11 protein-coding genes and 1 tRNA gene are annotated in these 12014 nt (G+C 59.3%); 4 read left to right on the top strand and 8 right to left on the bottom strand.

The window, feature by feature from the left end; genetic code table 11:
- Positions 1-22: 22 nt before the first annotated feature.
- Positions 23-1120 (bottom strand): MFS transporter, encoded by a 1098-nt coding sequence (locus DT23_RS14760; RefSeq protein WP_038132440.1) that lies wholly within the window; start codon positions 1118-1120, stop codon positions 23-25.
- Between the two features lie 223 nt (positions 1121-1343).
- Here DT23_RS14760 and DT23_RS14755 point away from each other — a divergent pair, with 223 nt between their 5' ends.
- Together DT23_RS14755 and pth are read left to right on the top strand one after the other, a co-directional pair.
- Complete coding sequence (locus DT23_RS14755; RefSeq protein ID WP_038132438.1) at positions 1344-1973, top strand: 50S ribosomal protein L25/general stress protein Ctc; 630 nt, start codon at positions 1344-1346, stop codon at positions 1971-1973.
- Positions 1974-2157: 184 nt separating this feature from the next.
- Positions 2158-2856, top strand: a complete 699-nt coding sequence (gene pth, locus DT23_RS14750; protein ID WP_038132437.1) for an aminoacyl-tRNA hydrolase — start codon at positions 2158-2160, stop codon at positions 2854-2856.
- Here pth and DT23_RS14745 read toward each other — a convergent pair whose 3' ends face one another.
- The gene (locus tag DT23_RS14745; protein ID WP_038132435.1) at positions 2857-3291 is read right to left on the bottom strand and encodes a VOC family protein; all 435 of its coding nucleotides are present in this window, start codon (positions 3289-3291) and stop codon (positions 2857-2859) included.
- A gap of 165 nt (positions 3292-3456) precedes the next feature.
- On the opposite strand from DT23_RS14745, the gene thyX reads away from it, so the two are divergent.
- Together thyX and DT23_RS14735 are read left to right on the top strand one after the other, a co-directional pair.
- Entirely contained in the window at positions 3457-4371 is a 915-nt protein-coding gene (thyX, locus tag DT23_RS14740; RefSeq protein ID WP_038132434.1) for an FAD-dependent thymidylate synthase, read from the top strand.
- 90 nt (positions 4372-4461) lie between these two features.
- The gene (locus DT23_RS14735; protein ID WP_081847211.1) at positions 4462-5301 is read left to right on the top strand and encodes a DUF4238 domain-containing protein; all 840 of its coding nucleotides are present in this window, start codon (positions 4462-4464) and stop codon (positions 5299-5301) included.
- A gap of 177 nt (positions 5302-5478) precedes the next feature.
- Here the strand turns inward: DT23_RS14735 and DT23_RS14730 are convergent, their stop codons facing one another.
- The 6 genes from DT23_RS14730 to DT23_RS14705 all read right to left on the bottom strand — a co-directional run bounded on the left by DT23_RS14730 (position 5479) and on the right by DT23_RS14705 (position 11933).
- Positions 5479-6390, bottom strand: a complete 912-nt coding sequence (locus tag DT23_RS14730) for an ABC transporter permease (RefSeq protein WP_038132431.1) — start codon at positions 6388-6390, stop codon at positions 5479-5481.
- Between the two features lie 10 nt (positions 6391-6400).
- On the bottom strand, positions 6401-7651 hold the full coding sequence (locus tag DT23_RS14725) for an ABC transporter permease (RefSeq protein WP_038132444.1): 1251 nt from the start codon (positions 7649-7651) through the stop codon (positions 6401-6403).
- Positions 7652-7784: 133 nt separating this feature from the next.
- On the bottom strand, positions 7785-8861 hold the full coding sequence (locus DT23_RS14720; RefSeq protein WP_038132429.1) for an ABC transporter substrate-binding protein: 1077 nt from the start codon (positions 8859-8861) through the stop codon (positions 7785-7787).
- A 94-nt stretch (positions 8862-8955) separates the two neighbouring features.
- Complete coding sequence (locus tag DT23_RS14715; RefSeq protein ID WP_038132443.1) at positions 8956-10059, bottom strand: ABC transporter ATP-binding protein; 1104 nt, start codon at positions 10057-10059, stop codon at positions 8956-8958.
- A gap of 100 nt (positions 10060-10159) precedes the next feature.
- On the bottom strand, positions 10160-11575 hold the full coding sequence (locus DT23_RS18700; protein ID WP_162177261.1) for a Hint domain-containing protein: 1416 nt from the start codon (positions 11573-11575) through the stop codon (positions 10160-10162).
- 271 nt (positions 11576-11846) lie between these two features.
- Positions 11847-11933, bottom strand: a tRNA-Leu gene (locus DT23_RS14705).
- Positions 11934-12014 lie beyond the last annotated feature (81 nt).

The raw sequence follows: 12014 nt of genomic DNA, 5'->3' as shown, positions 1-12014 counted from the left end.
TCCCGAACGGATTCTTTGATACTTACAACTGAGGACGACGCATCAACCCGGCAAGGGCGGGCAGGATCGCCGCAAGCATCAGCGCAATGGCCGCAAAGGCCCAGCGCAGCCCTGCCCCTTGCGCGATCAGCCCCATCACCACCGGCCCGATGAAAAAGCCGGTGAACCCGATCAACCAAGCGCGCGACAATGCCAAAGCGCGCATATCGCGTGCAAGCTTTTGCCCCAGCAGCGAGTTCGCCGAAGGCACGACAACCGCCGCCCCGATCCCGATCATCGCGATCCCGGCCACGGCCATCCCCTGCATCGGGGCAATCGCGGTCACCCCCGCTCCGATTGCCGCAATCACCGCCGACAGCGCAACCAGACGCGCCTCGCCCAGCCGGGCAGCCACCATTTGCCCCGAAACGCGCCCAAGCCCCATCGTCAGCCCCAGCATCATCGGCCCGAAAGCGCCTGCCCCGGTCGCGGTCTGAAAGTCGCGCTCAAGATGCAGGGCAGACCAGCTTTCCGTGCCGTTCTCAGCCACAAACGCAAAGAACAAGATCGCCCCCGCAGGGATCACAACGCGCCACGGCAGGCTACGCGGAGCCGTCTTATCCGCCGCCGGACGCTGAGGCGCGGCATCCTCGCGCGTGGCAAGGGCTGCGATCATCACCGCGACGCCGATCACAGCCATAATCGCACCCGGCTCCGCCCCGAACCGACGCGCCAGCCCCGCCAACCCCGCCGCCATGGCAAAGCCAAACGAAAACAACGCGTGGTTCCAGTTCATCAACGGCAAACCCGTTTCGGCCTCGCGATGGGAAATCTCGACATTGCTTGCAATATCAAGACCCGCCATCGACCAGCCAAGCCATAACAGAACCAGCCCCAACGCCAGCGGCGACCCGATGAGCCAAGCAAAAAGCCCGACACAGCCAAGCTGCGTAGCCAACAGCGGCAAGCTACGCACCCCCAGTCGCGCCTGCACCCAAGGCCCCGCCGCCATCGCACTCATACCCCCGACCGCAGACAGCAGCAGCAGCGTTCCAAGCACGGCATCCGAGACACCCGCGCGCGCCTGCCAATCAGGCATGAGGGCCGCAAACCCGCCCCAGAAAAAGCCAAGCGCACCCATCCCGACTCCGGTGGCGCGACTTGTCCTGATAACCTTCTGCAACGCCATAACGCGCCCCTTTTCACCGCCCGCAAGCCAGCGCTATCACCGCAACGGCCCCCCGCCAAGTATCCACACACCACGAATCTCCTTGCCTTTTGGCCCCAGCGCCAGTATCCGCGCGGTTTCATGGGCCCGACACCCTTGGAGGCAGCCCATCACTTTGACAAATTGGAGACCAGCAATGGCAAAAGAGATCGAAACTCTCGAAGCCGTGGTGCGCACGGGGACAGGCAAGGGGGCCGCCCGTCAAGCTCGCCGCGAGGGCTTTGTGCCCGGAATCGTTTACGGGGACGGTAGCGACCCGGTCGCGATCAACCTTGATTACAACAAACTGCTGACGCGCCTGCGCAAAGGCCGTTTCATGTCCACCCTCTTCAACCTGAAGATGGACGGTCAGGACGACGTGCGTGTGATCTGCCGCGGCGTGCAAAAAGATGTGGTCAAGGATCTGCCGACCCATATCGACTTCATGCGCACCCACCGCAACTCGCGCATCTCGCTGTTCGTGCATGTCGAGTTCATCAACCACGAGAAATCCCCGGGCCTCAAGCGCGGCGGCACCCTTGTGGCTGTGCGTCCCGAAGTCGAACTCAACGTTCTGGCCGGCGACATCCCCGATCAGATCGTTGTCGACCTGTCGGGCACCGAAATCGGCGACACCATTCACATCTCGAATGTGGAACTGCCCAAAGGCGCCAAACCGACGATCGACCGTGACTTCGTGATTGCCAACGTCGCACAGCCCAAAGGCTTTGGTGGCGGCTCCAGCGATGACAGCGCAGAAGAAGAAACCGAGGCCACCGAGGAATAATTCCCCTCTCTTGGCTGACACTTTGAAACGCGGGGCCACTCATGGCTCCGCGTTTTTCCGTATCCGCGCCGCCACACGCGCCCGCACCCCTTCCCTCTTCCCCTTGGTTGAAATATCCCGGGGGTGAGGGCAAAGCCCGAGGGGGCAGCGCCCCCAAGGCAGCCAAAAGCATCAGGAGCAGGCGATGCATCTCTGGGTAGGTCTGGGCAATCCGGGCGCGAAATATGCTGGCAACCGACACAATATCGGTTTCATGGCGCTGGACCGGATCGCGGCCGATCATGGCTTTGGGCCGTGGCGGTCGAAATTTCAGGGTCAGGTCAGCGAGGGGCGCTTTGGCTCTGATCGCGTGGTGTTGCTCAAGCCCGAAACCTTCATGAACCTGTCGGGTCAATCCGTGCGCGCGGCGGCGGATTTCTACAAATGCGCGACCGACGAGATTACGGTCTTTCATGACGAGCTGGATCTCGCACTTGGCAAATGCCGGCTCAAACAGGGCGGCGGGCATGCGGGGCATAACGGGCTGCGCTCGATCCACCAGCATTTCGGGCCGGAGTATGCGCGCGTCCGCCTTGGCATCGACCACCCCGGCCATAAGGACCGCGTTGTCGCGCATGTGCTGGGCGATTTCGCCAAGGCCGAGGGTGATACGCTGGACGATCTGCTGCGCGGCATTTCCGATGGCGCGCCGGCGCTGGCTGCCGGGGATGGCGCGAAATTCCTCAACGCAGTGGCGCTGCGCGTGTCTCCTCCGCGCGCCTCGACCGGCACTGCCAAACCTGCGACGGCCCCTGCGCCCACCACGACGCAGATGCCCAATACAAAAGAGGCCACGCCCGCGCGCAGCCCCTTTGAGCGTCTCAAGGATCACTTCAAGAAGTAATCACCAGTTGCCAGAGTTTTCCATACTCGACCACGGCTCTTTCACCGGCAACGAGTCCCCCATTTGCAACAGCTCGACCGAGATATTATCTGGCGAGCGCACGAACGCCATATGACCGTCACGCGGCGGGCGGTTGATCGTCACGCCATTATCCATCAGATGCTGGCACAGCTCGTAAATATTCTCGACTTGGTAAGCGAGATGGCCGAAATGGCGACTGTCCGAGGGCAGCCCGCTATCGCCGTCCCAGTTCCAGGTCAGCTCAACATCGGCATGCCCGTCTTCCTGACCCGGCGGGCACATGAAAACCAGCGTGAAACGCCCCTTCTCGTTTTCCATCCGCTTGCGCTCTTTGAGGCCGAGCAACTCGTAAAATGCGATTGATTTCTTAAGATCAAGCACGCGCACCATCGTGTGCAGATATTCGATTTTCATCTCTGTCTCCTGTCTGAACGCCTTGTTCAGTTAGCGCGCATCACAGGGCTTGCAAGCAACCACGGCCCCGCCGCCTAACACTTTCCACGGCCCACATCATCTCGCGGTTCCCGCAGCGCGACTTCGCAGATATAGTCGGTGCGATTCGACATGGAGGACTGACAGATGGCGCTTACCCCCGAACAGATCGCTGAAATCGAGGCGCAGCGCGCCAACAGCGCGCAAACCCTGCGGGCGGTCTCGCCGGGGATGGAGGGGCGCCTTTATACGGCCCATCCGGTGCTGGATCACGGGCTGATCCGCGTCATCGACTATATGGGCGATGACGAGGCGATCTGTCAGGCCGCGCGCGTTTCCTATGGCAAGGGCACCAAGGCGGTCAGCGATGATCGCGGGCTGATCCGCTATTTGATGCGGCACTGGCACTCGACCCCGTTCGAGATGTGCGAGGTCAAGTTCCACGTCAAACTGCCGGTCTTTGTCGCCCGCCAATGGATCCGTCACCGCACCGCGAACGTCAACGAATACTCCGCGCGCTATTCGATCCTGGATCGCGAATTCTACATCCCCTCGGCTGACCAGTTGGCCGCGCAATCCAAACAGAACAACCAAGGCCGCGGCGAGGTGCTGCAAGGCGAGGAGGCCGCGCGCGTACTCGACCTGCTGCGCGAGGACGCGATGCGCAGCTATGACCATTACGAGGACATGCTGACGCCCGACACCGACACCGGCAAGCTGGGCCTTGCGCGCGAACTGGCGCGGATGAACCTGCCCGCCAATATCTACACGCAATGGTATTGGAAGATCGACCTGCACAACCTGTTCCACTTCCTGCGCCTGCGCGCCGACCCCCACGCCCAATACGAAATCCGCGTCTACGCCGAAACGATGTGCGACATCGTGAAAGACTGGGTGCCGAGCGCCTATGAAGCGTTCGAGGATTACCGTCTGGGTGGGGTGAATTTGAGCGGCAAGGCGGTTGAGGTGCTGAAACGCCGTTTGGCGGGGGAAGACGTGACGCAGGAGACGTCAGGGATGAGCAAGGGGGAATGGCGGGAGTTTGCGGGGGTTTGGGGGTGAGGCGCGGCCCCGGACTTCAGTCCGGGGCGAAAACGCTCCAGTGGAGCGTTTTCAGCGCCGAACGCCCGAGCGCAAGCGAGGGCTAGGTTTGTGACGAACAAAAGTAAGCGCCACCATTACGTGCCTCAATCCTTGTTAAACGGTTTCTGTTTTCAGGGATCGACATTGTTGCTGTTTGATCGTGCCGAGCCTGAAAAGGGCATTCGAGAACGCAACGTGAAGAAAGCCTTCCAAGCATTTTATGAAAACTCCTTCATAGACTTGGAAGGGAAACGAAACTCCAGCGCCGAGATCGAGTTTGCGCGGCGCTATGACAACGACATTCGCAACGTGGCCGCACGATTCTTTAGCCGAGTACAGACCGACGACGACGTCAGATTTCTCGCCAAGTTCTGTGCTTCTTGGCTCCTTAGAACACCCAGCCTTCGTGACCGAATTTTCTCCGAATCGGGCGTTTCCGATGTTTTGCATGAGTTACAACAGCTGGTTCTTGAAGACCCGCGCCTTGCTCATCGGCGTAAAAAAATGGCACAAGAAATCGGAGCTGAGAACTGGGGCGAAAAGCTCCGCGCCGAATTTGGTATCATAGTCCCAGAAGAAATCGTCGACACGCTTCTATCTGGAACCTACGCCCTTGTGAAACCGTCCGTAGGAAGCTCCGAATTCATTATGACCGATACTCCGGTAGCCAACTTCGGTGGCACGGGAGCGGAAAACAGCGAGGTATGGAGCATCTTAGCGCCCAAACTTGCGGTCGTTTTCTTTCCCGAGCGAAAAAACCCAGCGCCCTTTATTTCCGTTCCGGCAGATGCTGCCGTTATTTCAATGGTAAATCGGCACTTTGCCGAGCGCGCCAGATACATAGCGGCCAGATGCCCGCTGGTCATTCATGAGGCGGTCAAAGGCTTACCAGTGCATCGTGAGAATTAATCTCCCGCCCGGCGGCAACGCCGGGCCGCACCCCGAAAACAAAAAGCCGGGGCTTCCCCCGGCTTCTCTGTCGTATTCATATCAGCCCCCGGCCCTGCGCTTGCGCTTCGGGCGTTCGCGCCTTGAAAGGCTCCACCGGAGCCTTTCTTCCCGACGCTTCCGCGTCGGGACCAGCGCTCACCCCGGTGACATCCCCCGCAGCCGTTCAGACCTGCGGCGCAGTAGCTCGACTGTGGTCAGCAGCGCGATGGAGAAGAACACGAGGATCGTCGCCACCGCCAGAATCGCGGGGCTGATCTGCTCGCGGATGCCGTTCCACATCTGGCGCGGGATGGTTTGTTGCTCGTAACCGCCGACGAACAGCACCACCACGACCTCATCAAACGAGGACACAAAGGCAAATAGCGCGCCCGACACAACGCCGGGCAGGATTAGCGGCATGATGATCTTGAAGAACGTCGTGCGCGGATCGGCCCCCATATTCGCAGCCGCCCGGCTCAGCGAATTGTCGAACCCCACCAGCGTTGCCGTCACAGTGATGATCACGAACGGAATGCCCAAAGTCGCATGCGCCATGATGATGCCCGGATAGGTATGGGCCAGCCCGACCTTGGAGTAGAAGAAAAACAGCCCCGTCGCGGTGATGATGATCGGCACAATCATCGGCGAGATCAGCACCGCCATGATCGCGCGGCGATAGGGCATCTCGGGGCGCGACAGGCCAAGCGCGGCCAAGGTGCCCAGCGACGTTGCCACGATCGTTGCGAAAAAGCCGATGATCAGCGAGTTCTTCGCCACCCCGATCCATGTCGCGTGCTGCCAGACATCCATCCACCACGACCAGCCCCGCTCGGCCTGGGGTTCCTGCATGCCAAAGGTCAGCAGCAGGTCATACCAGCGCATTGAATAGCCTGCCGGATTGAAGTTGAGCATCTCTTTGGTGAAGGTGAAATAGGGCTGCGCGTTGAACGACAGCGGGATGATCACCAAAATCGGCGCGATCAGGAAGAAAAAGATCAGCCCGCACAGCACCAGATAGGTGTAGTGCCAGATGCGTTCGAGCGGGCTTGCATATGCAGGAAGTGCCATCGGTGTCTCCTTAGCCCAGCTTCATGTTGTCAATGCCCACAAGCCGGTCATAGAGCCAATACAGCACCACGACCCCGCCCAGCAGCAGCGAGGCCAGCGCCGCCGCCAGCGACCAATTGAGCGAGTTTTGCATGTGGAAGGCGATCATGTTCGAGATCAGCTGCCCATCGGCACCACCCACCAAGGCGGGCGTGATGTAATAGCCAACCGACAGGATAAACACCAAGAGCGAGCCCGCGCCGATCCCCGGCAGGGTCTGGGGCAGGTAAATCTTGCGAAACGCCGTCCAGCTTGTCGCCCCAAGGCTGCGCGCGGCACGCACATAGCTTGGCGGGATCGTGCGCATCACGGAATAGAGCGGCAGCACCATGAACGGCAGCAGGATATGCGTCATCGCAATGATCGTGCCGGTCTTGTTGTACATCATCTCAAGGCGTTGCCCGTTATTGATGATCCCGATCCACACCAGCAGATCGTTCAGCACCCCTTGCTGTTGCAGCAACACCATCCACGAGGTCGTGCGCACCAGAAGCGAGGTCCAGAACGGCAGCAGCACGAAAATCATCAGCAGGTTCGATTTCGCCAACGGCAAGGTGGCCAGCAGATGCGCAATCGGAAAGGCGAGGATCATGCACAGCACGGTGATGATAATCGACAACATCGCGGTGCGGCCAAACAGCTTGCCATAGATCGCGCGATTGGGGTTAACGGGAACGATATTGTTGTCCTTGTCGCGCGTGTGATCCATCGCAGCGAGGTAGAAATCAATCGTATAGGGCGAACTGGCCGAGCGCATCGCGCGCCACAGGTTCGGATCGCTCCAGCCCTCGTTTACGCCAAGGATCGCCTCTTTCCACGGCGGCTCCAGCCGGTTGATCTTGCGCGCGGTCGAGGTAAACAGCGAACGCGTGCCCGCCACATCATAGTTAATCCGCGTGCCCGCCTGCCCCTGCGTGCGGTTTTCCTTCATCAGCTTGAGGTCGCTGGCCAGCGCGGCATAAGCGCCTTCATCAAGCGGAGTGCCCAGCGGGTTGGCCTGAAACCACTTGTCCAGCGCGGGCGCGGTCGAGGAAAACGCGTCGTTATAGACCGATTGCTTGAGCATCTGCCCAATCGGCACAACAAAGGTCACAAGGATAAACAACAAAAGCGGCGCAACGAGAAAAAACGCCCGCCGTTTCGCGCGCACCTGACTGGCCGCCAAAGCCGCCTTTAGCGACTTACCGTCTGCGGTCCTCAATTCGGTCGTGACATCTGTCATCATCTCTCCTCGGGAGGCAGGTCTGCGCGTGGCAGGCGACAAAATTCGATATTTGGAAGGGCGCGCAATATGGCGTCGGCCCTTGAAAAACGGATCGGGCCGCGCAAGTTGCCTCGCGCGGCCCGGTGTCAGATTAGCCAGCAAGCCAGGCGTTGAAACGCTCGCTCAGCTCGGTGTCGTGATCGGCCCAGAACTCAAAGTCATTGACCAGAGCGTTCTGCATGTTGGCCTCGGCGGTGGGCATTTCGGGGCCCATTTCGGTCTTGCCGTCCTGATACAGCCCAACCAAAGGTGCCGAAGATTTACGCGCCGGACCGTAGGAGATCCATTTCGCCTGATCCGCAAGCTGCTGCGTGCTGGTGGCGAATTTCAGATATTCCTTGGCCTCTTTCATATGCGGCGCGCCCTTGGGGATCACGAAGAGGTCGAAATCGAGAACCTGACCGTCCCAAACGATCTTGAAGGGCTGATCCTCGGCCACCTGAGCGTTAAAGATACGCCCGTTATAAGCGGTGGTCATGACGACTTCGCCATCGGCCAAAAGCTGCGGCGGTTGTGCGCCGGCATCCCACCAGACGATGTCGTCCTTGACCGTGTCGAGCTTTTTGAACGCGCGATCCACACCCTCGGGGGTCGACAGCACTTTATAGACGTCCGCAGAGGGCACGCCATCGGCCATCAGCGCCATTTCCATGGTCGCTTTGGCGGATTTGCGCAGACCGCGCTTGCCGGGGAACTTCTTGGTGTCGAAGAAATCGGCAATCGTGGTCGGGGTGCCGTCTACCTTGTCGGTGTTATAGGCCATGACCGTCGACCAGACGATATTTGCAACAGCGCAATCCGTAAGCGCGCCGTCGATGAAATCTTGCGAGGCAGGCGTTCCATCGGGTGCAGCGGCCAGATCGGTATCGGGATCGATCGGCTCAAGCAGGCCCTCGTCGCACAGGCGCACGGCGTCGGATTTCTCGACATCGGCCACGTCGATCGAGACATTATTGGCCTCAACCTGCGCCTTGATCGGGGTGCCGGGGTTGTCGGCGGCTTGCATATTCACATCGATGCCGGTCGCCTCGGTAAAGGGCTTGTTATAGGCCTCAACCTGGCTTTTCTCATACGCGCCGCCCCAAGACAGGACGGTAACGCTTTCTGCTTGAGCCGCAACGCCGGCAAGGCCGAGCACCGCTGTACTCAAAATCAAGATCTTCTTCATGTGTAACTCCCAGTTGGTGGTATTTTTGCGACTTTTTGTCGCTTGGCCGCTGGATTGCGGCAGGTCGCAGCAGCAGGTGCCGCTGCGATATCTTTTACATCGGTTCAAGCGCGCGCGCGTCTTGCGGATGCCAGCCGATTTTGAGCGTCTCGCCCGGTTTCAAGCGCACCTGATCAAGTGTATTGCGCGATTTCATCACGAACTCTTCCGAGCCAGCTACCCGCATCCGGGTGCGGAAAATATCGCCCATATAGATCACTTCCAGCACCTCGGCGCTGATCGTATGCGCGCCCTCGGGCATCATATCGGGCTTGAATTCCACGCGTTCCGGCCGGATCGAAACCAGCGTTTTTTGCCCTGCCTCGCGGATATTGACCGCCGTGGCGTCGATGATCTCACCCGTTTCCAGCCGCACGGTGCAAGTGTCGCCATTCAGACTTTCGACGGTGCCGGGCAGCTTGTTATTTTCACCGATAAACTGCGCAACAAAGCTGTTTTGCGGACGCTCGTACAGCTCATCCGGCGGGGCAAGTTGCTGAATACGGCCATCGTCGAACACTGCAACGCGGTCCGACATCGTCAGCGCCTCGCCCTGATCATGGGTCACATAAACGACCGTGATCCCAAGACTTTCGTGCAGATGCTTGATTTCGAACTGCATATGCTCGCGCAACTGTTTATCCAGCGCGCCCAGCGGTTCATCCATCAAGACCAGCTTGGGATCAAACACAAGCGCGCGAGCCAATGCGATCCGCTGCTGCTGACCGCCCGATAGCTGCGCGGGGCGACGATTGATGAAATCGCCCATCTGCACCATATCCAGCGCGCGCTTGACCTTGGTTTCCCGCTCATCCTTGCCCATACCGCGCACATTCAGCGGAAAGGCAAGGTTCTCACCCACCGTCATATGGGGGAACAGCGCGTAATTCTGAAACACCATGCCAATGCCGCGCTTGTGCGGCGGCACGTTATTAATGTTTTCGCCATCAAGCCGGATCTCGCCATGCGTGGCCATCTCAAAACCCGCGAGCATCATCAGACAGGTAGTTTTGCCAGACCCTGACGGCCCGAGCATCGTCACGAATTCGCCCTTGCCAATCGAGAGATTGAGATCTTTTACGACCAGCGTTTCGCCGTCATAACTCTTTTGCACGCGATCGAAGACGACGAAGCCCTCGTCGTTGTCAGCGTTGGTCAAATCGGGCACCCCGTTGGTTCTTATATTTGTTCAATTCACGTGCATGTGACTAAAACAAGGGCGCTATCATATTTCAACAGATTTTTCGATTTAATCCAGATCACCCCGATGACGTGCAGAAATTGCCTGATAAATCATCGCTTTGCACGGCGTCCCGCGCAAGCCGTGACCAGTCCTTGCAAGCGTCGCGATCAATGTTGACCTTGGGTAAAACAGCGCGCACTCGGGGGCCGTAGCACACCTCTGGCGCTTGATCGGCATATAAAATGCTGGCCAATTCGGGCTTCACACGCAGCAACTCCCAACGCGCCGCCGAAGTCAGGGCGCGCAATGCAAAGAGCCCGGGCCAGAAGCTCTCGACCCAAGCGCCTTGTGCCTGAACCAATGCGTGGCGCGCCAGCAAAATATGCGAGTAGTGCACCGCACGCACCCCGCGCATGACACGCGCCCCACCCCACCGGCAGGCCGCCATATGTGCAGCACGTCCCAAAGCGCCCCCCGATCCGTCAGGCAACCAGACGCAATGCTGCGCCGACAGGCGCAACGGCGCATAATTGCCCAAGGCCTGCGTGCAAAACTCAATGGGGCGCATGCGCGGTTCACGCAGAAAATCATCATATGAAAGGCTGCGCGCGCCGGCCCAAAGCACCGGCATCGGCGGCCCGTCACGCGTGCACACCAGATCGCCGCAGCGCAGGGTTTCCACCGCACGCGGCCCGGCAGGCGTTGCAATCAAAGTGCCAGCAACGAAACACGGGATTCCCATCGCATTCAGCTGCGGCGCAGTCGAAACCTGTGCAGGCGACACACCCTTGAGAACAATGCTTTCACCATTGGGAAAGCTGAGGACGGCATTGCCGCCGCCATCCTTGCTAACCGTGACGTCCCAAGCGTTGATCGGATTGCCATTGCCATCTGTCAGCCCCGAGACGTCAAACTGATCGACCGTATGCCCGGCCCCGTCATCGGACATATCGAAGTCAGAGACCGAGTCGGCCCCGTCGCCATCACTGAAAACCAGCGTATCAGCGCCCGCACCCGTCGTGATCTGATCATCGCCCGACCCGCCATCAATCGTGTCATTGAGTGCCCCACCTTGTAGCGAGTCCGCATATTGCCCGCCCTGAATGGAATCGGCGTCATCCGGGTCGTAATCCGCGTCGACGATGTTGCTATATTCCGCCGTATTCGGAGAGCTGGTTTGAACGATCGACGCGACACTATATGTGACGCCTGGCTGAATAGGCGCTGATGCGACAACCCCGACGACCGTGCCGCCTATCTCAAGAACATCGGCGTAGATCGTAGTACCATCCGGGGCGCTAAAGGTGAAATACGCCTCGGAATACACTTGGCCAGATGCAATAACGTTACCCTGCGCATCTTTGACGATGACGGCCTGATCGCCATCATCGCCCACCTCAGCACTGTTGGTATCGCCATTTAGCGCGGTGTCGTCGTCACTAAAGGTAAAGGTTCGCGCATCACTGGACGCGTCCCAGTCCGGATCGAGCATTGCCCGGGATCCGACATACAAAACATTGCCGCCCCCCTCGACAAGAAAGTCGCCCCCGAAATATCCAATGACCTCATAACTTGCCATAATTACAACAGCCCTTGTCCCCTTTGTCACCCTGACAAGAGACACCCAAAGCAATCATTGCGGAAAATCACCAAAACCCGGTTAATCGCATCAAAACACTGGATGAAATTTGATTCAAATCCATCCAAGCGGCGGGAAAACGACGAAGGCCCGGACGGGATGCGTCCGGGCCTTTCGGCAAGTCTGGTGCGGTCGAGAAGACTCGAACTTCCACGGGTGTTACCCCACAGCGACCTCAACGCTGCGCGTCTACCAATTCCGCCACGACCGCACAGTCTAGGCTTGGTGAGGCGCGTCTTAGCCAAAGCCTCGCACGATGGGAAGGGGTTTTTCCGCTTGGGCCATAGTTTTT

Origin of the sequence: Thioclava indica (assembly GCF_000714545.1) — a bacterium.
Lineage (GTDB): Bacteria > Pseudomonadota > Alphaproteobacteria > Rhodobacterales > Rhodobacteraceae > Thioclava > Thioclava indica.
This window is presented reverse-complemented; position numbering and strand designations above follow the sequence as displayed.